Annotated in this window: 19 protein-coding genes and 1 pseudogene; 5 read left to right on the top strand and 15 right to left on the bottom strand. The window is 56.9% G+C overall.

Annotation, left to right across the window (positions count from 1 at the left end):
* The first annotated feature begins 344 nt into the window (after nt 1–344).
* Nucleotides 345–2,582, top strand: a complete 2,238-nt coding sequence (locus C468_RS16385) for a BGTF surface domain-containing protein (protein WP_008850021.1) — start codon at nt 345–347, stop codon at nt 2,580–2,582.
* A 269-nt stretch (nt 2,583–2,851) separates the two neighbouring features.
* Here the strand turns inward: C468_RS16385 and C468_RS16380 are convergent.
* From C468_RS16380 to C468_RS18275, 7 genes and pseudogenes are all read right to left on the bottom strand, one after another.
* Nucleotides 2,852–3,143 (bottom strand): annotated as a pseudogene (locus C468_RS16380) (NAD-dependent epimerase/dehydratase family protein); the annotation flags it as partial.
* Nucleotides 3,136–3,921 (bottom strand): UTP--glucose-1-phosphate uridylyltransferase AglF, encoded by a 786-nt coding sequence (gene aglF / locus C468_RS16375; protein WP_049912306.1) that lies wholly within the window; start codon nt 3,919–3,921, stop codon nt 3,136–3,138. The pseudogene C468_RS16380 and the gene aglF, both read right to left, overlap by 8 nt.
* Before the next feature lie 124 nt (nt 3,922–4,045).
* Nucleotides 4,046–5,497 carry an oligosaccharide flippase family protein gene (locus C468_RS17740; protein WP_008850018.1) on the bottom strand — a complete coding sequence of 484 codons (1,452 nt, stop codon included), beginning with the start codon at nt 5,495–5,497 and terminating at the stop codon, nt 4,046–4,048.
* Between the two features lie 98 nt (nt 5,498–5,595).
* Nucleotides 5,596–6,546 carry a hypothetical protein gene (locus C468_RS16370; protein ID WP_241431025.1) on the bottom strand — a complete coding sequence of 317 codons (951 nt, stop codon included), beginning with the start codon at nt 6,544–6,546 and terminating at the stop codon, nt 5,596–5,598.
* 73 nt (nt 6,547–6,619) lie between these two features.
* On the bottom strand, nt 6,620–7,801 hold the full coding sequence (locus C468_RS16365) for a glycosyltransferase family 61 protein (protein ID WP_206536749.1): 1,182 nt from the start codon (nt 7,799–7,801) through the stop codon (nt 6,620–6,622).
* Nucleotides 7,798–8,733 (bottom strand): hypothetical protein, encoded by a 936-nt coding sequence (locus tag C468_RS17735; protein WP_080510669.1) that lies wholly within the window; start codon nt 8,731–8,733, stop codon nt 7,798–7,800. The genes C468_RS16365 and C468_RS17735 overlap by 4 nt, the downstream gene beginning before the upstream one ends.
* 321 nt (nt 8,734–9,054) lie before the next feature.
* Complete coding sequence (locus C468_RS18275; RefSeq protein ID WP_152422955.1) at nt 9,055–9,807, bottom strand: hypothetical protein; 753 nt, start codon at nt 9,805–9,807, stop codon at nt 9,055–9,057.
* Nucleotides 9,808–10,268: 461 nt separating this feature from the next.
* Here C468_RS18275 and C468_RS16360 point away from each other — a divergent pair, with 461 nt between their 5' ends.
* Nucleotides 10,269–11,297 carry a hypothetical protein gene (locus C468_RS16360; protein WP_049912304.1) on the top strand — a complete coding sequence of 343 codons (1,029 nt, stop codon included), beginning with the start codon at nt 10,269–10,271 and terminating at the stop codon, nt 11,295–11,297.
* Nucleotides 11,298–11,381: 84 nt separating this feature from the next.
* Here C468_RS16360 and C468_RS16355 read toward each other — a convergent pair whose 3' ends face one another.
* From C468_RS16355 to C468_RS16345, 3 genes are all read right to left on the bottom strand, one after another.
* Nucleotides 11,382–12,293: a glycosyltransferase family 8 protein gene (locus tag C468_RS16355; protein WP_008850013.1), complete on the bottom strand. Its 912-nt coding sequence runs from the start codon at nt 12,291–12,293 to the stop codon at nt 11,382–11,384.
* Nucleotides 12,294–12,349: 56 nt separating this feature from the next.
* Nucleotides 12,350–13,153 (bottom strand): FkbM family methyltransferase, encoded by an 804-nt coding sequence (locus C468_RS16350; protein WP_161609735.1) that lies wholly within the window; start codon nt 13,151–13,153, stop codon nt 12,350–12,352.
* Between the two features lie 117 nt (nt 13,154–13,270).
* Nucleotides 13,271–14,110 (bottom strand): hypothetical protein, encoded by an 840-nt coding sequence (locus C468_RS16345; RefSeq protein WP_008850011.1) that lies wholly within the window; start codon nt 14,108–14,110, stop codon nt 13,271–13,273.
* A gap of 388 nt (nt 14,111–14,498) precedes the next feature.
* On the opposite strand from C468_RS16345, the gene C468_RS16340 reads away from it, so the two are divergent.
* Nucleotides 14,499–15,668, top strand: coding sequence for a glycosyltransferase (locus C468_RS16340; RefSeq protein ID WP_049912303.1), 1,170 nt, complete (start codon nt 14,499–14,501; stop codon nt 15,666–15,668).
* Between the two features lie 6 nt (nt 15,669–15,674).
* Here the strand turns inward: C468_RS16340 and aglG are convergent, their stop codons facing one another.
* Nucleotides 15,675–16,613: a glucosyl-dolichyl phosphate glucuronosyltransferase gene (gene aglG, locus C468_RS16335; protein ID WP_008850009.1), complete on the bottom strand. Its 939-nt coding sequence runs from the start codon at nt 16,611–16,613 to the stop codon at nt 15,675–15,677.
* Between the two features lie 98 nt (nt 16,614–16,711).
* Between aglG and C468_RS16330 the strand changes: the two genes are divergently transcribed.
* Nucleotides 16,712–19,855: an oligosaccharyl transferase, archaeosortase A system-associated gene (locus C468_RS16330; RefSeq protein WP_008850008.1), complete on the top strand. Its 3,144-nt coding sequence runs from the start codon at nt 16,712–16,714 to the stop codon at nt 19,853–19,855.
* Between the two features lie 6 nt (nt 19,856–19,861).
* Nucleotides 19,862–20,806, top strand: a complete 945-nt coding sequence (locus C468_RS16325; protein WP_008850007.1) for a DUF368 domain-containing protein — start codon at nt 19,862–19,864, stop codon at nt 20,804–20,806.
* A gap of 1,272 nt (nt 20,807–22,078) precedes the next feature.
* Here the strand turns inward: C468_RS16325 and C468_RS18270 are convergent.
* The 4 genes from C468_RS18270 to C468_RS16310 all read right to left on the bottom strand — a co-directional run bounded on the left by C468_RS18270 (nt 22,079) and on the right by C468_RS16310 (nt 24,852).
* Nucleotides 22,079–22,552: a dockerin type I domain-containing protein gene (locus tag C468_RS18270; protein WP_152422953.1), complete on the bottom strand. Its 474-nt coding sequence runs from the start codon at nt 22,550–22,552 to the stop codon at nt 22,079–22,081.
* 88 nt (nt 22,553–22,640) lie between these two features.
* The gene (locus C468_RS18265; RefSeq protein ID WP_152422952.1) at nt 22,641–23,306 is read right to left on the bottom strand and encodes a hypothetical protein; all 666 of its coding nucleotides are present in this window, start codon (nt 23,304–23,306) and stop codon (nt 22,641–22,643) included.
* 321 nt (nt 23,307–23,627) lie between these two features.
* The gene (locus tag C468_RS16315; protein ID WP_008850005.1) at nt 23,628–24,413 is read right to left on the bottom strand and encodes a hypothetical protein; all 786 of its coding nucleotides are present in this window, start codon (nt 24,411–24,413) and stop codon (nt 23,628–23,630) included.
* Nucleotides 24,414–24,588: 175 nt separating this feature from the next.
* Nucleotides 24,589–24,852 carry a hypothetical protein gene (locus tag C468_RS16310; protein WP_152422951.1) on the bottom strand — a complete coding sequence of 88 codons (264 nt, stop codon included), beginning with the start codon at nt 24,850–24,852 and terminating at the stop codon, nt 24,589–24,591.
* Nucleotides 24,853–24,868: the final 16 nt, after the last annotated feature.

Here is a 24,868-nt window from a genome sequence, read left to right as displayed (position 1 = left end):
GCCATCAGAGATGTGTATAAGAGACAGGCGCTGACCTGACCACGACCGTCAACGACATCGGTGACGAATCGGGTAACCCCTACAACGTCACCGCAGTTAATGACGCGAGCGTCACCGTCGAGAGTACCGGCGACGGTACTGACGGCGGTGACGGTGACGACGGCAGCGACGACGGCCGGAACGCTGACCTCGAGTTCGCCAACGTTGGCGAGCTCTCGGGTGAGCTCACGTACGCCGGACAGACCGTCGCTGTCGGCGTTGACAACCAGGGTCTCGCAGCTGGCGACAACGTCCAGCTCCGCCGTGCTGACGGCGATGAGTCGACGCCTGTTGCGACGCTGACGGTGCAGGAGGACGCGGACGGACTCTACGTTCAGTTCGACACCTCCAGCCGTGAAACGGCCGATTACTTCCTGCGTGGCGGCGATGTCACGCAGGCGAACAGTGAGTTCGAGCTCGTCCAGCAGCAGGTGACGGCCGAGTTCGATCCGACTGAAGTCGACAACGGCGGCGACAACGCCGTCAGCACGCTGTCAATCGAGTCTGACCTCCGTAACACCTACGAGGTCGAGCTCTCGATTGACGGCTTCGATGAGGAAGACTACACCGCGCTCGCCGAGAACGACGGCACGAGCCTCGCCGGGACGGTTGAGTCCGTTTCGGACGACGGCATCGTCGTCTCCGACGCTGAGGGCGACCACGACATCGACTTCACCGATGTTGACGCCGGCAACGTGTCGGTCGATGTGGCCGTGACTGACACGGACGCTGAAGACAGCGCCACCGTCACCGTCAACGAGATCGGTGAGGGTGACGTCGAATTCGAAAACAGCTTCGTCACTGTCGACCAGGGTGACGTGGCGGACCTCACCATCAACTTCGAGGGTGACCAAGACCAGGCCTTCCTCCGTATCGGCGATGAGGACGAGGTTGGCTACTCCGCGAACGTCTCTGTCGACGCTGATGGCGCCGACAGTGTCACGCTCGGCTTCAACTCGTACGCTGCTGGCACCGACCGCGGTGACCTCGTCACGCTCGAGAGCGAGCACGACGATGATGACGTGAACCCGACGGTCACGCTCGAGAGCCAGAGCAGTACGGGTCTCGATGACATCCTCGCGACGGGTACGTACCCGATGGAGCTCGACGGAACGAGCTTCGAGCAGATTAACGATGATAACTCCGACACCGTCGGCGACCTGGAGATCCAGGAGCGCTCGGTTGACGAGTTCAACGTCTGGACGGCCTCGAGTGAGAGCTTCGAGGATATCGAGGATGCTGACGATATTGCGGCCGCTGCTGAGAACGACACGATTCAGCAGCAGAGCACGATCGCCAACGGTGACGTGATTGTCCACGAGGTTCAGGCGACTGGCCTCGAGGGCGTCATCGACACCGGTGTCGAGACAAGCGGGGACGCCGTGTTCGCTGACGCGGACGGCTTCCTCGGAACGCTGAGCGTTGCTGACAACGAGGGCCTTGACCTCCGGATCCGCCAGACGTCGGCCACCACGGCGCCGAACGCGGACCGGAAGGTTGCAGACCTCGCTGCGATGGAAGACGACATCTCGGTCATCGAGGGTGACGGCGTGTACTACCTCGCCTTCAACTCCGATGACATCGAGCTCCAGAATGACCGCAGCGTCGAGAACGGTGACGCGTTCGACGTGCGTCTCCAGATCAAAGACGAGCGGCTCCTCGACCCCGATGAGGACGAGCTCGAAGACGGCGAGATTAGCGACTTCTACCAGACTGTTGAGACTTCCTTCAGCGTCGAAGAAGCTGAAGGTTCCTTCGACACGCCGGTGGAAGTCGAGGCTGCTGAAGAGCAGACCATCTCCGGCACGACCAACGTCGCGCCCGGCAACACGCTGAACATTCGGGCCCGCTCTGACGACGACGTCACGCCTGGCTTCGTCGTGAGTGCATCCGATATTGAAGTCGCAGCTGACGGCTCGTTCACGGCCGATGAGCTTGACTTCAGTGACGCGTCTGTCGGTAACAACTTCACCGTCACCACGCGCAACAGCCCGTTCGCAGAGGAGGCTGAGGCTGACGGAACGGTTGTTGAGTCGACTGAGGAAGTCACGACCTTCGAGGTCTCGGACCTCGAACCGGCCGAGGCGACCGCCACGGCTGGTGACTCGGTGACCGTCTCCGCGACGATCGAGAACACCGGCAACGCCGAGGGAACCCAGTCTGTCGCGCTCACGCTTGACGGCGACGAGCTCGACAGTCAGGACGTGACGCTCGAGAGTGGTGGCAGCACCACCGTCGAGTTCACGGCAGACACCTCCGGCCTCGACGCTGGTGACTACGAGCACGGCGTCTCCACCGAGGACGACGAGGCGACCGGCACGCTCACCATCGAAGAGGACACCAGCGACGACACTGGTGACGACACCGGTGACGACACCGGCGACGACACCGGCGACGACACTGGTGACGACACCGGCGACGACACCGGCGACGACACTGGTGACGACAGCGGCACGGACGACAGCACGCCCGGCTTCGGCGCGCTCGTCGCCCTCGTCGCGCTCATCGCGGCTGCGCTCCTCGCGACGCGGCGTACCGAGTAACGCAGCAGCGACTCACCACACTCGCTAACCATCGGCCCTCACGGGCCGACCTTTGCGGCACTTCTTTATCAGATTCGACCACCCAGCGACGGCCACGTCGCTCGTCAGCGATTATACTGCTCTCTCAGATCATGACGACGTAGAAAACGATCTCCATGAGGATCATCCTGTTTGCTCTACTATATTTATGATAGAATTCTATTACTTTTCCACACTGGTGGTGGCTAATGCTCGGCTTCTGATGAGGCGATCCGTATTCTACTAGCGAACTACTCTGTATGGTACGGCTCACACACCAGCTCGACGCCCTCCTCGAAGCTAACTTCTGGCTCCCAGCCCGTGGCCTCGTGGAATGTTGAGTAATCGGCCATCGTGTCGTGGACGTAGCCGTCGAAGGGGCACTCGATGTACTCGGGGTCGATGTCGGTGCCGAGCGCGTCGTTGATCATCGCGACCATCTCGTTGAACGTGTACGCCTCTTGGGTGCCGACGTTGTAGACGCCGGTGATCTCGTGGTCGGCGGTTGAGATCGCAGGCGCGGGCGACGTCGGACTCACGAGTCGACGACGGTGTCGCTCGCACCTTCCTCGTTTTCCGTACCTGCTTCGCTCGCAGTATCATCATTAGCCAGTTCGTCCAGCCGCTCCTCGGCGCGGTCGCGGTCCTCAGGGTAGCCCACGTCGATCCGCCAGCCGTCCAGTCGGATCGCGTCGATGGTGCGGCCGGACTGGATGAGGAGATCGATCGCGTCGGGGAGCTCGTACTCGCCGCGGTCGGAGGGCTGTACAAGATGGCAGGCGTGAAAGATGGCAGGGGTGAACGTGTAGAAGCCGGTCATCACGAGGTTCGAGGGTGGGTCGTCGGGCTTCTCGACGACCTCGACGACCTCGCCGTACTCGTTGGTGTCGAGCACCCCGTAGCGCGATGCTTCCTCATAGGGCACTTCCTCGACGAGGAAGGCGGCGTCCGCGCGATCTTCCTTCTGGCGGCTGGCCACGTCACCGAGATTCCCGCGGAAGACGTTGTCGCCGAGCATCAGCATGAAGTCGCCGTCGACGTGGGGTTCCGCTTGGAGGATAGCGTGTGCGAGGCCCAACTGCTCGCGCTGGTGGGCGTAGGTGATCGGCACGTCGCGGTACTCGTCGCCGTAGCGGTCGATGATCTGTTCGGCCTTGTAGCCGACGACGACGATGAGCTCGGTCGCGCCGGCGTCGATCAGGTTGTCGAAGACGTCCTCGATGAGGGGCGTGCCGTTGACCTCGACGAGCACCTTCGGTTTGTCATCCGTGAGCGGTCGGAGGCGTGTTCCTTTGCCCGCGGCGAGTACGACTGCTTGCATGGTACACCGATATATCTACCTCGGTAAATACCTTCATCTAACTCAATCTACAGGGCTACGTGAGTACTGCGATTCTGTTTAATTGAATTTCCGATACCACCTCAGCTGATACCACTCATTCCGATTACCGGGGAACAAACGGGAGATCAACTGGAGAGTTACGATCCACTGCTTCACGGAATTGTGCTGACAGGCCGAATAAGCAAATAAAGTATACCACAGAACCGATACCAACCAATAACAGAACAGTGGCGACGTTGTGACGTAAGATACGATATGAGTTTTCGACCCATAGTCCTCCGGCCACCACCCCTGACATCAGTATAGCAGCAAAACACTGTCTCGCTACTTCTTCAACAGGTGTGTCAAATTCGATGATCGAATTCACATACCAATAAGCAGAAAATAAACTAATTGCAACCGAAACTGCTGTTGCAACAGCAGCACCAACCCAACCAAATAAATAAATAAGAATTGCGTTGAGTGAGAGATTCGCAGCGATAAAAATAATATTTACCCGAAATGCGAGTTCCGGACGGTCGATAGCGTTCAGGGTATTCAGCAGTTGATCCTGATAGCCCATAAAGAGATTTGCCAAAATCAGGAGAGTCAAAATAGTTGCTCCCTTTGGAAATTCGGGGCCGTAGATTCGTAGTACGCGTTCTCCGAGAATTGCTCCGCCAAGAAATCCGGGAATAAGAAAGAGACCTCCGAACGACAGCGACTGTTCAACTATGCGCCCCACAGCCTGTGAGTCACCTTGTGCAGATATCGAACTCATTTCGGGAAATAACGTCGTACTGAGTGCGCCGCTGAACAGGATAAAAAAATGCGCTACGTTCCAAGCCACGGCGTATACACCGACCAACCCGGACGAAACAAAAAATCCGAGAATGACAATGTCAGTGTAACTGAACATGCGAGATTGCAGACTTCCGAGCCAAGAGAACTTCGCGAAGTCAAACAGGTCTTCAAAGTGACTCCGGTTCGGTCGGGAGAACGATGGAACGTTTTGAATGACATAATAAATCCCAATTCCGACCACGAGGAAGTAGCCAATCAGGTGGCCAATGAATAAACTTGCAGTACTTACACCAGCAATAATAAGTGAAACCTGAGCAAGTGCGCGCCCTCCAGTCCGTAACGGTGAAAGGATTCCACTGATGTGGACAAGGTGAAGGCCAGTAAGTAAGGAGTTCACAAGCCCGTTTAGTAATACGACGAATAGGATGAAAACAACATATCCGGTGGCAGGATATCCAACATAGTCTACAATCTGACCACGAAAGAGAACGATCACAGCAGCCGCGAAGATAAACATAAGGAGGATTACGGCAGTCCCCGCCACGACATATTCGCCTTCATCCGAACCCTCAGAGACGCGCTTGGCAATTGCTTTCGAAACACCAACGCGTCCCAGAATAGCAAACCAAGATACGAGACCGATAACAAGATGATAGACACCGAGCGGTTCGGCTCCGAGGATTCTAGCGATGTAAACCGTAGCTAAGGCTCCGAGCAGTGATCCAGAAACTTTTGATAAAAAATAGAGTAACGAAGTTTGGCCCAAACGCATATTGTATATCTATCTAGTTCAAGTCGCTCCAACTATTCTTACTTGTTCATTTGCGATGGTTCTATGTCGTCGGCTACTCCCTGTGACAAAGCACCATCTTAATCTGAATAACCCAGTGCATCAAGTCGTTCTGCTATCTCAGAGTCCCTGAGTGGCACTTCCGATTCGATCGGCTCAGAGGAGGTTACCTTACGTCTGTGAGGCGAATCCACTACCAACCACGGTACCTCCCTGAGTGTGGGTGTATCGAAACCCTCCATGTGTCCCCAAACTCGTGAGGTAAAAGGGAATACTCGTTCACCAAGCATCTCTCCGTGGTCGGAGGTTACGACGGACTTTCCAGGAACCGCCTCCAGAAGTTCCTCTATGTTTTGGAGGGCGATTTCGGTACTCTCGGTGTATGCTTGGCGGATTTCCTCGATCGAAACATCTCCCTGCTTTACCGCCCCCCAAATTTGGATGCCCTCGTCGTGATTCCCGTACCCCTGTAAGTCGAGCCGCTCACGAAGCTTGTCCGCCGTCTCTCCAACGTACGGCCGATGTGGCTGCATGAAATGAACGATGAGCCGCTTGTCCGGGTAGCGTTCATGTGCCTCTATGGCGGCCTCCACCACCTCATCAGGTTGTACGGTCCCGATCCGGTCGTCCCACCGGCTCGCGTGGAGGTGTTCGATGTCGAAGAACGTGCCTTCGGGGATATCCGTCGAAAACGGGTTCGCGGTGACATAAACGGTGTCTTGGAGTTCTCGGCCGACGAAGTTCTCCTCGATGAACTCCCAGCTCTTCTTCCCGCGTGAAACCGCTTTCTGTAACTCCCCATTGAGATCACTCAACTCCTCAAAGTAGTCGTACCGCGCAGCATCAAGGAGAATGAGATTGTCCCAGTCTTCGTCCATCACATCGATACTCACGTCGTCGTACTGTGAATTCGTGTATCTGCCGTACGCTCGGTGGATCGGCCAGCTCACTAAACGAAGGATTTCACGGGCTATCAGACCGGGGTTGTTCAGAGCTCGTCTGAGGTTTTCAAGTGTGTAGTGGTTCTTCATTTACTGTCTGGTCTCGGGTAGTGGATTGATAAAAAAACTCTTTTCATCTACGCTGACATAGGTAGTATTACTCTTATGTTATTGTATTCATCTGTTCTTCTAATGCTGCTGTGTCTACGATGATGTCTGCACCCTCTGATTGACAGTACATTGGGTTGTACTCTATCTCGAGCGTCTTCGAGAGTTTTTCGTAGACCTTGTTCAAACGAGCACCGAAAAGCTCGACAAGCGTACAGTCTTCGGTGAAAATGATATCGGTGAGCCCCGCACCGTGCGGTCCGATGACCATATCTGCGCTGTTGAACAGTCGCACGTTCTCTGCGAGTGATCGGTCCTCGAGGTGATATCGCTCAAATCCATAGGGTTTGAGCACCTCCATCACCTGGTTCTCGTTGACTACCCGTCTTGAAATCGCATTGGAGCGTGAAACGTATATTCTGGAGTCTGAGTCAGCCATTCTTCGCTCGTTTAGAACACTGTTAAGAATAGTTTCGCGTAGCCAGTTAAGTTCTGTTCTTGAACGTTCTGGGTACGGGGATAAAATGAGGTTCTGGACCTCGTAAATCGGTTCCGTCGCAAACGTGACTTGCTCCACCGGCCACCCAAGATGGGTCAAGGTTTCTTTAACGAACGGCGGGGCATTATTGGGAACGAGGACTGTCACGTCAGTACCGGTCTGCTGTTCGAACATCCGGAGATATCGGATCTTTGGGGCCGTCTCTACCATCCAGTGATAGTAGTTCGTCGGGTACCGCGGTATTAATGGCGCGACTGTATCAAGCACTGGGAGATCTTTTGGAGGAGTCTTACGGATCAGTCCTTGAAAGGGAAGGCGACCGAAGAACAATTCTCGAGAGCACATCGCCATTAAGGCCTGTCGAGCGTGGTCGGGCGTGTCTGCGCTTTCCAAAATTACTTCAAACCCCGAAGTCATCGCAAGCCCCGTCTCACCAAGAAGATATCCAGTCTCAATAGCAGAAACGAACACAGAGGGTTCGCTTTTCGCCCCATCACCAACATTGAGGGTTTTCTTAGCCCGGTTCTTGAGCTCGTGTCGCGGTAAAACACGAATAATCCCACGCTCAACCAGTGGATTGAGAAGTCGATGTCCGACTCGTTTTCGAACGAATAGGTCCGCGGCTGTGACGGCTGTGCTGGTGATCCCGTCAGATCGGAGTTTTCTACGTACTTTTTGAGGTGTAAACTCAGCTGGAATAAGAATCATTAAAAAATTCCCGTATATTGCTGTTTTCATTTGTATCCAAGCGCCTCTAGGTGCTCTGTTACTGTTTCCTCAGAAACAGTTCCCTGTTCAACAGGTGGGTCTTCATTAATATCACGTCGCCTCCCGTCGTTGACGACGAACCACGGGATCTTCACCAGCTCCTCTGTGTGGACACCATATGGGTGGCCGTACTTTTTCCGGGTCGGTATCGGTGACAGGCGTTCGCCGACCAGATTTCCGTGATCCGACGTCACCACGGACTTACCATCCACCTCTGAAAGTAAGGGACGAAGTTCGTCGATCACTAGTTCGAGATTTTCCACGTACCCCTTCCAGATGGCTTCGTCGCTGACATCGTTTGCCCTCCCGCGTTCCCAAATGCTCGCGCTTGAATCTATGTCTCGGTCCATCGTCCATCCACCACCTCCGATCTCACGACCAGCATCGCCAATAAAGGGAGCGTGTGGCTGCATAAAGTGGACAATTATCCGTTTGTCGGGAAATTCCGAGATCGCGTCCCGCGCAGCCTCTACAACTGGACCCGGCGGAACCGTCTCCAAGTTATCATCCCACGCATCTAGACAATTAATAACTGCGTGAAATGTTCCGTTATCTAGTCCGAGTTTGGCAATATACGGGTTAGCATTTATATATACTGTGTCATGAAAGGTCGCTCCTGCAAAATTTCGTTCCATGAATTCCTCACTACTGGAACCTAACGAGATACGGGGCTTTAGTATACCTTCCAAGTCCACATACTCAGTAAACATATCGAACCGACAGGCGTCTAAAATAAACAGGTTATCCCAGTCTTCGTCCATCACGTGGGTTCCGCTGCCGTGCTGTAATCGAAAGACGGCGTTGTTGAGCTCAACAGGGAGATATCGGATGGCACTCCTCGCAGTTTCCAGAACCCCGCCTTCGGCGTACACTTCTCGGGCCTTGCGGAGGTGATGGCGCATAGTTCAGGGAACTGGTACAGAGATAATAACGCTGTGGTTCTGCTGGCAAGATTGCTCGCACACCATCCGGAGTCAGACCCTGTATCTGAGCGCTTCTAGTTGATTGTCGACTTTTTGAACCATCTTGGAATTGATGGCTATTTGAAGACGGACTCGTGCGTTTCGGTATCTTTCACGGATTTAAGTACCCATAGAACGTTCCGAATCTTCGGATGTAACGCTCCGATTTTGTACCCCCAACACTCCATACTTGCCAAACGCCTCTCCGTGGTTGACAGTGATCACGACTCTGTTTCAACACCGCCGTGAAACACAAAAATGTTATTTATATCCGAGGGCACGGAGGTTATTTTCTATTGATTCTTCGTCAACAGCAGAAATTTTCTCTGGGGAGTCTTCTGATACCTGTCGGCGTGTCTCGTGTTCCAGTTCAAGCCAAGGAACACGATAACACTCAGGTGTTGGGCTACCATGGCCGGTCTGGGTCATCCCATGGTATCTCTCTCCAAGGTTTTCCCCGTGGTCAGAACTCACTACTGACTTACCATCCAACTTGTCAAGTAGGTCTTGAACTTCAGGTTCAATCATATTGATGGTGTCAACGTACGACTGCTCAAGAGTGCCTTTCGTAATTACACCAGACCGGTACAGCATGAACATTCCCGGAAATACGTCACCGAATTTTGCTCGAAGCTTATCTGAGGTCTCGCCTATATGTGGTGTATGTGGTTTCATATAATGAATAATGAGCCGTTTGTTCGGGAACTCCTCGCTAGCTTCAAATGCAAGCTGTGATACCTGTTTGAAACTTTCTATACCAACTGTTTTCTCGCAGTATTTAATCGAATGGAACGTATCCTGACCAAGCTTTGAATAGCGTTGGTAATATGGATTGGAAGTAACTACAACTGTATCGTGTAATGTCTTATCTTGAAAATTCTTTACAATAAATTCAAGACTCCATGTTCCCTTTGAAACTCTCGTGGATAGATTACCTTTAAAAGATGAGTATTCAGTAAAATAGTCTGCTCGATACGAATCCAAGAGAATTAGATTATCCCAGTCCTGCTCCATCACATCTACCTGGTCTGATGTGGACTGACTAATTAGTAGTCGATAGAGTAGAACATAACACGCATGGAGAGGCATTGCGGGCCCGCCAACTAGGAGTCTTGATTGGATGTATCTAGAGACCCCAATCCTACTGTAAATCGTCCGCTTACCATGTTCAACTGTCCGTAGAACTGCCAATTTTATTCCTCCGAGTTTTAGTAACTTCCAGAATTTTCGTATTTCACTAATCATAGTATGCTGGTGGACCATCCCAGTTGATAAAATCGACGGATAATCTCTGTATTATCAGAACTTCCATTAGTCCAGTTATCATCCATTAGACTATGATAGCATGGTTCCCCTTCAGATTATGTTCGATTTAGTGAAATCTTTAGTGCTGTTTTCCATATGAACAATCTATGTTCAGTGGTCTGATTCAGAGTACATAACTCTGTGTAGAACAACTAAACGAATACTAGAAAATGCTCAAACATGACCTATCGCTGAAGAACATAAAGAAGGGCTTGCGAAGTCCGAAACAAGCGTTTGATAAGACAATTTCGGAACTTGCCTTTCGCCTCCCATTCGCATATACGAACACTCTGACAACGATCGGAACGAATGTCTTCGATCGAGATTGGGACGTACTCATACTGTTAGACACGTGTCGGGTTGACGCTCTCAACGAAGTCTCTCCCGAATATGACTTTCTAACTACTAACGACTCAATCTGGTCGGTCGGTGGGCGATCACCGGAGTGGATCGCAAAGACCTTCACTGAAGATTACAAGTCCGAAATCAAAAATACCGCGTACTTATCTGCGAACGTCTTTTCGGCAGAAATCCTTCAGAACCATCATCATGAATCAGCCTTAAAAAATGATTCGAACTTAGCGTACCGACTCCTCGGTCGAATACCGACAGTAGACGTCTCGTCACTCGGTCGGTTCGAATACCTTTACGAATACGAACCGGTCGGGACAGCTGGGCCACTCGGCCACAAAGATGGTGGAACACCTCCACGATACGTGACGAATCGAGGGATCTCGGTCAACCGTGAGTATGACTTCGACCGACTAATTCTCCACTACCTCCAGCCACATCCCCCCTACGTTGCGAACGCACTCGCAGAAAACCGAGAGTTGGAACGGCACGAGTCCGATTGGTGGGGCTACTTCGGTGAGACTGGTGACTACGAGACAATCTGGCAGACATACCTTGACGAACTGCGATACGTGCTTGACGAGGTAGAGCTTCTCTTGGAGAATATTGACGCCGAGACGGTCGCGATATCGGCGGATCACGGGGAAGCGTTCGGGGAGTACTGGGAGTATGGTCACCATACGGGAAGTATCAACCCGTACGTGCGGAAGGTCCCGTGGGTTGAGACGATGGCTACGGACAAGCAGACACACGAACCGACGACGGAACCACCGACTGCGGGCAACAACGAAGATAACACACCTGAGAGTACCGAGGAGCGCCTCGAAGCGCTCGGCTACAAGATGTGATTCGTATCGGTGATGAGCAAAAAAATGTCGGAAGGGGCGTTGGAGTATACTGGGCTGATCACCCACGATTTAATGAATAATTTATCAAATATTCTGATAAATACACTCCGCCATTGCGTGGAGTCGCGGAAACGGTTCTAAGGCCTTCTCAGTATACTCGACGAATTTCGGGTTACGATGTTGGGGGTAAAAGTCGCCGAAGGGAGTCTTATCACAGTACGAGAGCCAGTGATCAAAAATCTCACCGTTGGCCCGGTAGTGCCAGGGCTTCGGGACACCTGCATAGTGGATGATGCCTGTATCGTCCCAATCGAATGATACTTCGATGTTCTCGTCAGCGTTCTCTTCCCACGAACGAATGAGATTGTACTTCGGTGAGATGATATCGACATCATCGCGCCGATGAAGAACGGCGTTCAATGCTGTTTGGTCCATATAGCTGGGCTTGTGCCTCTGAATAAAGTCCAGACAGGTAGGAGTGACCTCCGTCTCAACCCACCGGTTGAGGTCAACGTACATGACGCCGGCGTTGAAATACTGTCTGTTTAGGCCGACATCGAGTCCGCCGATCCGGTTTTTAACATCGGGCGCTGCCGCGACCGTCACTTCGGAAAGGGAGCGTTCGAAAAGCTCCGTGAGACTGTTCAAAATGAGTGTATCGGCGTCGAGATAGAGGAATTGCTCTGGAGGGTCGGGGAACAACTCTGGGATAAGTAACTTGGCGTACATCGCTTTGGGAAATATCGCGTTTTTCTCCGGTTCCTCAGGGAGAGCGTTGAATCGGTCGAGAGGGATGTTTACATATTCGACGGTAAAATCGTCATGAACTCCCTCAAGCAGATCTACGTTGGCGAAGAACTTGTTGCTGCGATCCTCTTCAGTGAAGATGACCACACGGAAGGTCGAGTCCGGATTATTATCAAGCAGGGAATAGACGGAGACGAAGCACGGAACCCAGTTGTCGCCGCCGACGAGGTACGCTACGGTCTCTCTCATCGTTGAGAGTGATTTCTTAAGTGTACTTAAATTAGCGGGATAGAAACGAGACTTGACTATCGATGGAGAGACTCGTTCCGGTAGACGTAGACGTCGCCGACGTTGTCGACAAGCTCAAACGCGGAGTCTGTGAGTAACTGTACTGACTCGGCCGCAATCCCGTCTATTTCGTGTAGTTCCACGACGAGTAAGGCACATCGGTCCTCTAAGATGTCCATGTCGTGTCGGAAGAGATCAATTTCACCGCCCTCGATGTCCGCCAAACAGACGAAGTCCCTTATCCCATACTTTGAGAGGAGGTCAGTCAACGACACTGCCGGAACTGTTATCTCGCGTTCACCCTGCTCTTTCGTACTACCGCTGACCGTTTTGCCATGGACGTGAAACGTCACCTCCGAGCGGCTAGGTCGGTACGCCGCGTGTTCGATACTGAGATTGGCATCGTTTAGCTCTCGGACCGTGCGGACAACATCGATCATTTCCGGATTCGCCTCGACTGCGACAGTACGGGACTTCTCGTCTAGCCGGTTGAGTGCGTAAACGGTAGAGAACCCTGTCGATGCACCTAAATCGATGAGGTCGTACTGCCCCGTTACGTACTCATCTATCAGTTCCACTTCTTCTGCCTCGTAAAGACCAGTCACGAAAGCGCGACGGATGTGATTGTCAAAGATCGGCATATCCAGCGGAAGAGAGACTCCGTGATAGTCTATCGGTGAGTTCTGTTTTGCTAGTTGTCCGTAGTATCCGTCTTTTATCAAATCTATGACGAAAGTAAGGGATCGGCTTGCGAGTGCTACGGGTCCATGTCTATTTAGAATCTCCCACCCTCGTTTGAGGAACTGTGTGGTCTCTACCATGTTATCGGATGTAAGGTGGACAAACAGTATCAACCAGTGTACGTTGATGCTGGTCAGATTCATCCCCTGCTTGGCCACGATAGATCTGAGACGGGGAACAAAACTGCTTTTCTAACATCAGTCCTTGTACCCGAGATCCCGAAGGTGTTCCGTAATCTCATCCTCGTCGATATCGGCAGCCCCAGTCGGCATCGTCTCAGTAATCTCAGGGCGTGGTCCTGATTCAATGAATAGCCAGGGAACTTCACGAACGACCTCCGCGTACTGGTACTTCGGGTGGCCGAGTTTACCGTCTTCGCCGAGATACTCACCGTGGTCAGCAGTGATGACGATCCTACCGCTAAGACGCGACACCAACGATTCGACGTATTCTAGAACAAGTCGAAGGTTTTCAACATATACCTCCCGGAGTTCCTCGTTGGTTACAAAGCCGCGCTCTGCGGCCTCCTTCAGCGAAACAACGACGTTCTCTTCATCTAGTGAATACTGCTCTACTTTCTCTGGCTGTCGAGACCTGACGATCAGACCGTCTTCTGCCACGCGTTCCCGTATTTCGGCCGCTCGTTCCCCTAAGTACGGAGTATGCGGCTGCATGAAGTGTGCGATGACACGTTTGTCCGGATGACGTTCCACGGCCTCAACGGTCGCGTCGTAGATGGTCTCCGGTTCCATTCGTTCTGAGAACGCGTGCCACCCCACGTACTCATCATTTATTTCCTCACCAGTATACACAAGCTCGTGAAATACACCGTCCCCGATTCGGGCGCCGAATGCGTTCGCGGTGACGTATACCGTGTCGTAGAACGTCTTTCCCTCAAAATTGTGCTCACAAAATTCCTCGCTGTGTGATCCCGCAGAGACAACCCGCTTCAGATCGCCTTCCATCCAATTTATTTCTTCGAAGATATCATACCGGCAGGCATCGAGGATAATTAGGTAATCCCAATCTTGTGCCATTACGTCGATTGCGTCTTGATGGGTGAATTGAAAACCGATTTGGTCGCGAAGCCTACCCACTTCTGCATACAGTTCAGACGGGTTCCGGAGTGCATCTAGGAAACTATCGATATTATACCGTTGTGGAAGCATACGATTAGTGTACCTCTATCGTCTGTTTGCGTATAAGTTGTGATTATCGTTCTACCTTGAAGAAACTCGCAGATGTCGCGTGTCAGATCTAATACAGAGGCTTTAATTTCTGTGATGGAGACCGATACACGTATGATGGACATTTTCGGAGAATTAACCGAACTGACATCGCTAGAACGAGTTGTGCGGGTGCTGCGTGCGATTGTGGGAACGTGTCACGTTTGATTCGGCACCGGGTAACGGTTGAGTTATATTCATGACTGGAAGTAGCTCAAAACACGCTAACGAGATACCGAAATCGGTTGCAGTCGCTCACTGGGGCGAACACGCCAACGGCGGCGGAGACCGACTCGCGTGGGAGCTGTCCCGAGTGTTCGCCGACGCGCCGTTCTACGTAGGGTACCGAGACGCCGATATCGAACCGGAAGACATCGAATCGACGCAACTCATCGGGGGTCGATTCTTTGAGTGGGCGCTGGGGCGCGACGGGATACTCCGGCAATTCGCACACTTGTTAGGCTGGCAATTGGCTGAGCCGATCCGCGAGTACGACGTGCTGGTCACGTCGGGCAACGAACCGCTGTTCTACGTTCCGCCGGACGATCAGGTCTGGGTGGCGTACATCCACCACACCAATCGTCGGCAATCCGATCAGATCGCGGAGGTGGCGTCGTCGCGATTTCGGCCGCTGAAACTCCTGTTGTACTACGCGATGCGGGTCGCGTACGACCACAACACCCACAAACCGGACCGGTTCGTCGTGAACTCAGAGATCGTGAAGCGGCGCGTGGTCAGATACTGGGGTGTCCCCGAAGAGAAGGTGGCCGTCGTATATCCCCCGGTGGCGACCGAGGAGTACTCACCAGACGACGAGTCGACCGGCGACTACTATCTGACGCTTTCCCGACTTGACTGGCACAAAGATATCGACGGCATCGTTCGAGCGTTCAACGAGTCCGGCCACCGACTGGTCGTGGCCGGTGACGGGCCGGAACGCGAGAAACTCGAATCGATCGCCGACGACAACGTCGAGTTCGACGGGTATGTTTCGGAAAAGCGGAAACGAGAGCTGCTCGCAGGGGCGAAAGCGTTCGTGTTCAACGGTCGCGACGAAGACTTTGGGATCGCGCCGGTGGAAGCGCTTGCGGCGGGAACTCCACTGCTCGGTGTCGAGGAGGGAATGACACAGTATCAGGTCGTCTCGGGAAAGAACGGTTACCATCACTCTCGGTCAGGCGCGCCGCGGTCGATCGTCGACTCCGTGACGACGTTCGAGTCACAAGGGGTATCGTGGTCTCCGGATCGGATCGCGAACTTCGCGGATCGCTTCTCTGTGGAGGCATTTCACGAACGAATGCGTGAAGTCGTCACACAGACCGTCGACGAAACAGACGTGGAACCGGACTGGTACGCCGACCTCACGTGAGACTAGTCAGGCGTTCGCCTTCTCTACTAACCCCGGTGTCGCCAACGCATACAGGTACCCCAACCCGACGGCCGCAGTAAACGCCCCGATCGCCCCGAGTTGTGTCACCGCGGCCGTCGACGGTGACCGAACCAACCCCTCCAACCGACGTGGCACCCGATCTGTCAACAACCACTTCAGGTAGTCCCCCTTTGCGTCGGGCGCGTCCGGGTACAGGATATCCATCACGCGTTTGGAGTACCCCTGCCAGAACGACCGGAACACCAGCCACCGGAACTCCCCGCGGTACTCGAACAGCGTGTGATGGACGACAGCGTCCTCTGTGTACACCATTCCCTGTCCGAACTCCTCTAGCAGCCGAATTCCGACGGGCGCTTCGTGCGCCTGTAGATGCTTGTCGCCCTTTCGACCCGTGTTCGGGTCGTACCCGCCGACCTCCCGGAACGCGTCGCGACGGTACGAGATGTTGGACCCGTACGTGTTCCGGATCTCCTCGCCGTCCTCGGCGAATCCCGGCTCGACGCAGCCGACGAGCCAGTAGAACTCCTCGGGGAAGAAGTCGGGCCGCTCGCCCTGCCAGTTGGGGCGCACGTCGCCGCCGACCGCGATCGCGTCCGTCTCCTCGTACACCTCGACGAGTTTCGCGATCCAGTCCTCCTCGGCCACCCCGTCGTCGTCGATGAACGCGACGATCTCGCCCGACGCCAGCTCCGCGCCGCGCGTTCGACTGTACGAGATGCCCTCGTTCTCGTCGTTGTCGGAGATAATGACGTTTTCGCGATCGCCGAAATCCTCGACCGCCCGCTCGTACACCTCGGGGTTGCCGTCGATCACGAGCACGACCTCGACCGGGTCGTACGTCTGCGCGAGCGCGCTCTCGACGGCCTCCGTGAAGACTTCGTAGCGATCCATCGTGTACGTGCAGACGACGACGGAGACCTTCATTGTCGCCGACTTTTCCCCCCGGATCAATAAGGATTCTGAACCCACTGCCGAGCGGTATATAACAAGTCTTATGGAGGTTTTGAGAGTGACATCGTGTAATGAGTCAGCAAACCGACGCCGTCGGGGACGACGAGGGGTCACCCCTCGACGTCCTCAAACGGTGGTACCACGTCCCGCTCCTCCTGGTGGCCGTGGCCTTCATGCTGTGGACCCGCCTCCGATCGTATGGAAACTTCATCCAGAACGGCGAAGTGTACTTCCGCGGTAACGACGCGTGGTACCACTTCCGCGAGACGAGCTACCTTCTCGAGAACTGGCCGAACACCCTTCCCTTCGACGTCTGGACCGGCTTCCCGGTCGGCCGGTCTGCCGGCCAGTTCGGGACGCTGTGGGACCACATCATGGCGGTCAGCATCTGGATCGCCCGGCCGATCATGGGCAGCACCGAGGAGGTCATGCTCATCATGGCGCCCATCGCCGGCTCGCTCGTCGCGATTCCGACCTACTTTATCGCGCGTCGGTTCGTCGACCGGTTCGCCGCGGTCGCCGCCGTGGTCGTCCTCGCGCTCCTGCCGGGTACCTTCTTCAGTTACAGTCTCGTCGGGTTCCCCGACCACAGCGCGGCCGAAGTCCTCTTCCAGAGCCTCGGTGTCCTCGCGTTCCTCGTCGCCTTCGCGGTCGCCGAGCGCGAGGCACCGGTGTGGGAGCTCGTCGTCGACCGCGACTGGGACGCACTCAAGCGTCCGACTGCGTACGCGGCCGCGGCGGGCGTCGCGCTCGGCCTCTACATGTGGACGTGGCAGCCGGGCGTCCTCATGGTCGGGTTCACGGGCGTCTTCCTCGCGATCAAGATCACCAGCGACGTGTATCACGACACGAGTCCCGAGCCGATCGCGTTCGCGGGCGCGGTGTCGATGGGCGTCGCCGGGCTGATGCAGGTGATTCCGCTCGACAATTTCTCCTTCGGCGTTACCAGTTACTCGCTCACGCAGGTCGTGCTCCCGCTCGGTGTCGCGCTCGGCTCCGTCTTCCTCGCGTGGCTCGCCCGTCAGTGGGAGTCGCGCGAACTCGAAGTGGACACGTATCCCCCGGCCGTCGGCGGGCTCATCCTCGCGTCCGCCGGCGTCGTCTGGCTGGCGCTTCCCTCGCTGTGGTCGACGCTCACCAGTAACCTTCTGAACTTCATCGGCTTTAGCGCTCGCGCCACGTTCCAGACGATCGGCGAGGGGCAACCCCCGCTCCAGAACGCCGCCTTCTCTGAGTTCGTCCTCTCGCAGTACGGCTTCGCGTTCTTCCTCGCGCTCGCCGCGATCCTTTATATCCTCGCGCGCCCCCTCTACCGCTCCGATGACACCAACCACACCCTCTACATCCCGGCCGCACTTGCCGTGGTCGGCTCCGTCTACGCAGTCCCCCAGCTCTACGGCGCCATCGACGGCGTCGTCGGCGTGAGCTGGCAGGTGGTCGGGCTCGTCATCGCCGCGGCCTTCCTCGTCGGCGCGACGTTCCTCGTCGAGTACGACGCCGAGGAACTCTACTTTATCGTCTGGGCGGCGTTCATCGGGAGCGCCGCGTTCACCCAGACCCGCTTCAACTACTACCTCGCGGTGATCGTCGCGGTCGGCGCGGCGTACTTCCTGCAGATTGCGCTCGACGCTATCAGCCTCCGGTCGCTTGACAACCTCCGCGACATCGAAGGGTGGCAGGCCATGACGGCCATCGCGCTCGTCGTCGTCCTGATCGTCCCGCTCGTCGCGATGGCGACGCCCGTCTGGGCCGCCGGCGCGAACACCGGCCCCGGCGGCGTCACCCAGTGGGACGGGAGCCTCCAGTGGATGAACGACGAGACGCCCACGCCCGGCGAGCTCGAGGGCGCGGACAACCCCATGGAGCTGTACGGCACCTACGAGCGCCCGGCCGACGGCGACTTCGACTACCCGGAAGGGGCGTACGGCGTGCAGTCGTGGTGGGACTACGGCCACTGGATCACCACTCGCGCGGAGCGCATCCCGAACGCGAATCCGTTCCAACAGAACGCGGGCGAAGCGGCCGACTACCTCCTCGCGCCGACTGAAGAGGAGTCCCGCGAAGTCCTCGCCAGCCAGAGCGACGAGGGCGAGAACACTCGCTACGTGATGGTCGACTGGCAGATGGCCTCGCCGAACTCCAAGTTCGGCGCGCCCGTCACGTTCTACTCGGGCAACGAGACGCGCTCTGATTTCAACCGCGTCCTCTACCAGCAGACCGAGCAGGGCGGGTTCCAGACGGTGATGCAGGTGAACACCCAGCGCTACCACGAGAGCCAGATGATCCGCCTCTACGAACACTACGGCAGCGCGGTCGACCCCGAACCGGTCGTCGTCGACTGGGAGACGCGGACCGCTCAGACGCAGAGCGGCGACCAGGTGGACGTCAGCGTCATCCCGGAGGACCGGACGGCCACGATGAAACAGTTCGACAACATGACTGCGGCCCGGGAGTACGTCGAGGAGGACGGCAGCGCCCAGATCGGCGGCGTCGGCGACCTGCCCTCCGAGCGCGTCGCAGCCCTCGAACACCACCGGCTCGTCCACGCCTCCCAAGCCAAGGGCCAGTCGCCCTCCGCGCTGCAGGTCCGCGTGCTCCAGCAGCTCGTCCCCGAGGGGACCAGCGTCGAGGACATCCTCGGCGAGCCGTTCCTGCAGGCGTTCCAGGACGACTACGTGAAGACGTTCGAACGAGTGCCCGGCGCGACGATCGAAGGATCGGGCGCCCAGCCCGGCGCAGAGGTCGAGGCGACCGTCGAGATGCAGAAGCCCTCCGGCCAGACGTTCGAGTACACGCAGTACGCCGAAGCCGACTCGAACGGCGACTTCGAGCTCACGGTGCCGTACTCCACGACCGGCTACGCCGAGTTCGGCCCCGACAACGGCTACACCAACACCAGCGTCCGCGCGACCGGGGCGTACACCGTCACCACCGAGCGGACGACCGGCGACGACCTGTACACCACCCAGCGCGTCGGGCAGGTCGAGGTGACCGAGGCGCAGGTCGTCGGCGAAGACGACGCCGCGGCGACGGTCGAACTCGAAGAGGAGGTCATCGACTGCCCGAGCGGCGACCCCGACTGTCCGGTCGACGGGAGCGGCTCCGACGGCGGCGACGGCTCAGGCAACGAGAGCGCGACGATCACGCCCGCGAGCCCGGTCGTCGCGGACGCGACGGCGGTCGTCGCAACGCCCCGGGACGGGACGAGCGCGTAACCAGCGATGGCCGGCCTCCGGGAGTGGGCGACGCTGTATCTGAAAGGCGTCGCGATGGGGAGCGCGGACGCGGTCCCCGGCGTCTCCGGCGGCACCATCGCGCTCATCGTCGGCATCTACGAGCGGCTGATCGCGGCCGTCACCGCGATCGACCCCGGACGGATCCAACGGATCCTCACGGGCGTCCGACCAGCCAACATCCCGGACGCCCGCGCCGCGTTCCACGAGATCGACGGCGCCTTCCTCCTCGTGCTCGGCGCGGGCATCGGCTCGGCCGTCGTCGCCGTCTTGAGCGGCGTCAACTACCTCCTTACGACCCGGCCGGTCGCGACGTACGGCTTCTTCTTCGGGCTGATCGCGGCGTCGGCGGGCGTGTTGCTCGGCGGCGTCGCGCTCGACACGCCCCGTCGCAAGGCGGCAGCCGCTGCGGGCTTCCTGCTCGCTTTCCTCGCGTCGGGGTACGCGTCGACCGCGCTCGGCAGCTCGCTGCCGGTCGTCTTCGTCGCCGGCGCGGTCGCGGTCAGCGCGATGGTGCTCCCGGGGATCTCCGGGTCGCTCCTGCTCGTCGTCTTGGGCCAGTACGAGTACATGTCGGGCACCGTGAGCCGAGCGGTCGACGGGCTCGTCGCGTTCCTCACCGGCGACGGGAGCGACGCGCTCCTCGAGACCGTCCCGCCCGTGGTGACGTTCCTCGTCGGCGGCGTCGTCGGCCTGTTCACGGTCGCCCACGCCATCCGCTACGCGCTCGCGCGGGCCCGGGCCGCGACGCTCGCTTTCCTCGTCAGCCTGGTCGTGGGCGCGCTCCGGGCGCCCCTCGTCGAGGTGTCGCTCCGACTCGCCGAGAGCGGGGAGTCGTGGCGCGCCGCCGCGCCGCGGTTCGCGCTCGCGGCGGTCGCCGGCGCGGCGTTCGTCCTCGTGTTGGACCGGTACTCCGCGGCGATCGAGTACTGACTGCGGAGTCAGAGGGAGCGTGAGGCGTCCCGTAACGTGTCCCATCGTGTGAAAGTGTATACGGCGACTGGCCCGGGCTTGGCTCCGGGGTGGGTTCACCGTCGGTAGCGGGTCGGTGAGACGCAACCAACGCGCGTCGAACTCGGTGTAAGCGACGGGTCGGAGAGCAAAACTCCCTCACCCTACTACGCTGGTTCGATCCGGAACCGAGTGATCTGAACCTCCGTGATGTCGTCGTAATCACCAGCGGCACCAACAAGCAACATCCCGTCAACGTGTGCTGCGGTCCCGAGCGCGAAGGCATCGCCGAGCGTAGAGCGTAGCGAGATTTGACGTTGGCTGCTGACGGCCACGTATGTTCGGTATCGACTCGACGGATGCCATTTTCCTCAGGCAGATCGACGACGACAGCAGCACGCTCCTCGCCGTCGATTGCCCGGACAATTTAAACGACTTCGGCGATGTCGATCCTTGATATCCTGGCGCTATCGCAAACACGGACGACAGCGCTATCCAAGCCAATCCGTCGCAGTTCGACATTAATGGCGACGGACAAGCGACAGTCGCTGACGTGCAAGCGCTGTTCGCGGAAGTGACTGCGTCAGTCACTCCGCGATCCGCTTAAATATTTGAATTTCGTTACCGTTCAATCACAACTGTAGCAGCAACAGACATCTTGACATCCTCCCCCGTCTGAAGGCGGAGGAATCCCGAGCGGTGGGAGTTTCAGGTTCGCAACCACGGGTGCCGCCACTTTACGGGAGTCCACATCTAACCCAGCCATCGTGACGGTGGCTGGCTGGCCATGCCAAATGGCCGTTACTCCTATCCTCGGTATCGGTGACTCACATCTGTTGTTTTTGCCAGTAGGGAGTCGCTGACACGTCGATGGACTCGGAGGTATCGTCGGATTTGCTCGACCGACGGGCACGGAGCCGAACCCTTCGAGGATTCGCGTTCACCACGTCGGCGTTTCGGATACTACCTCGTTACGTGGGCGGACAGGCCGTGGTCCGAAAATCGAAGATTTTCGTCATCACGAGAGAGCGCAGCTCTCTCGAACGACCTCCGAAGGACGGTTCGGAATCCGCTCCGTTCCGACCTGACCTTACCGCTGTATGCCAGTTCGTGGAACTTCAAAGTACGGATTAGAAACTCGCACAGGCACGTCGAACGTGGTTTGATTCCGAGTTGTCGGATTCATCCTGCGGCTCAAGCCGCAGGTATTCTCCTTGCTCTCGATATAATTTGTGGTTCCTGACAGAGTGTTTGCTACAACTCGACAAATAGCGCTTGGACGTCAAGCACGGTCGTTTCCCCATCGCCGTTGAAATCGAACGCAGTTGGGTATTGACTTGCCGTGTCCTGATTTGCGAATAACGCTTGGACGTCAGACACAGTAGCGTCCCCATCACCGTTGACGTCTTCATACACACCGTCGCCGTCAGGATCTGTGGCAGGGTTTCCGTTTCCAGTTATATCTCCTGGCCCGGTCTGTTCGCCCCAGATTTCAGTCACTATCGGCTCATCAGCGAACTCGGGTCGGATTGGCGTCCAGAGTTGCTCGTGAATTGACTCCGAAGCAAACGCAGGCCGGTCTGGAGTCCAGAGCTGTTCGTGAACTGGAGTGTCAGCAAACGTTGGTCGATCCGGGGCCCACAGTTGCTCATGGACAAGCGGCGAATCAAACGCCTCTGGATACTCATCTGATTGGGCAGTAACGGACTCTGTGGAGGTAATCCCCACGAGGCCGCTGCCGCCGGCTAATTTAAGAACGGTCCGTCGATGGACGGCAGCGGCAGCTGATTCTTCGCCACATTCTCCGTGGGTATCACTACGCATTTGTATCGTAGTATAGCTGGGTCCGGTCGAACCAGAGCCCGTTTTCTAGGCTGGATAAATCATCGTCAGCATCGGGCCCAACTGCGGCACTATTGCTCCCAAATCCAATCCCACTGCCTGTCGTGGACTCATTTGGGCCGAAACTCGGGTCCGGATCAACGACATCGCCGCCGACATCGCTCCATTCTCCATCCTCATTTGCGTCCTCTTGAACCCAGATACGGAATCCGTTTAGATCGTCTTCATGCCACGTGATTCGGAACGGAATCCAGTTCGGTTCATCATATATTTCTGTTCGGTCAGAGAATGTTTCAAATTCTACTGAATTTATAAGCTGGGTCTGTCCATCTTCTCTCTTATATAGTCTCAACCCCCTCAAATCGTCGAACTGCCCTCCAACAATGAAATAGTGATTGTCAATATCCACAAATCTGACATACATCCCAATATATACGCGACTAGTTCGACGGATTGCTGTTTTAACTCGCCCTTCCGATGCAGCGTTATTATTCTGGGTTTCGAGTGATGGCGAATAAATCGTCGCTTCCGTATTGTCCCGTATGCTCTCTACTCGGAGAGAACCACTGCCTTGGAGGGCGTACTCTGTATCGACGTAATGCGTCTGGTCGAATTCTGCGAAATTCACCCAATTTTCCATACACATATCTCTGAGTATACATTATTAATTATACTCTGTATTATCGGGTAACTTGTGCCTAAGAAATGCTGAGACCGTGTGTCCAGCCGAGTAGCTCCCGGTGCTGATCACTCTGCCAGCTGAACAAGTTTCTCAACTCTCTGCTCACTCTCGAACGCGCCCACACGCTTGGGAGTGAGGCGTACGGATGCGACGCTCACACAGCACAGCGCACGCAGGCGACGGGCGGGATCTCGCTATTGAGCGCGCTCACACAGTCACCTCCGCGTAGCCCTCCGCCTGACAGTGGCCCTCGTTGACCGCCGTCTGCCAGTCGTGTTCTCATTTATGATCCCCTTTGATGATTGAGCGGAAGTCGCTCCCCGACGGGATTGCTGTTATGGCCCAGCCAGCTCCTACGCCACTAACAAGACCGGCGGCGATAGGTGATAACGCCTGTAACGCCAGCAACGCGGCCACCACGAACTTCGACGCCAGAAACAGCGGTGCCCACATCACCAGCGGGGCGGCACCGGCGAGCGCGGCCTGCCAGTCCGGGAGGTGCGCCGTCATCGGGCGCGGTGCGACCGAGCCGCCAAAGATACCAATACGGTGAGCTCCGGCTCGGTAGTACCAGAGTCGAACATCGGCGTCGTGGCCGCAGAATGGGAACGCAGCGTAGTGGTACCCCTCGTGGACTGCAATCCCGGCCGAGACGGCGAGGAAGCCACCAGCGCCGGCTGCGCCGACAAAGAGCCCTAGTTCCGTCCCAGTAATGACGATCGACCCGAGCGACGGCAGCGACAGCGTCGTCAGCGTCGAGAGGGCCGGCTTGAGCGCGCCCCAGATCCCGTCGCGGTAGAGGACTGCTAGTCCCGCGAGACCGGCCGCGTCAACGATGCTCGTTGCCTCTCGCCACGTCGCGTCCGCGTCAACATCGTCGTCGGCGAACCGCTCAGAGAGTTCAAGAGTCCCAGTGTAGACGACTATTCCCGCGAGGACGCCCGCCGCTGCACCAAGGCCGCGAGCTCCGAGTGTACCGACGAGAACCGCCAGCGCAACGGAACGCGCCATCGAGCGACCCGGCGTGACGCACTCTCGCTCGAATGCGACGCGAAGCGTGCCCATCACCCCGTCGCGAGCCTGCGGCGGGAGTCGCCAGAGGAGCCAGTCGATCAGACCACCGTTCCGAACCGTGCCGCAGTCCGGACACTGCGCCCGTTCCGCGAGTCCGTCGGTTTCGTGGTCGAGTTTGTGTCCGTCGTCGGACAGTGCTCGAACATCAGGGAAGCACCCTCTTTAATTACGGCTTGAGTATCACACTCCACAATTTGCCCATCTCGTCCGAGAGCGTGCCCAGCTGGATCGTGAGGTCGGCGCCGGGAATCAGGCCAGTCCACGCTAAGACGAGCAGGAAGCTGAGCAGGCCAGCGATGCGGAGCCACGTGCCGATTCGCGCTGCGAACGCGAGCAGCGAGCGGCCGTGGTAGAGTGCGACGTCGGCGGAGATGGCGGTGCCGATCGAGCCACCGACGCCGACCATCGAGAGCATCTCAGCGAGTGGCATCAGCTGCTCACCTCCT

The organism is Halorubrum kocurii JCM 14978, from assembly GCF_000337355.1.
GTDB lineage: Archaea > Halobacteriota > Halobacteria > Halobacteriales > Haloferacaceae > Halorubrum > Halorubrum kocurii.
The sequence above is the reverse complement of the archived record's forward strand: the minus strand, read 5'-3'. Positions and strand labels throughout refer to the sequence as shown.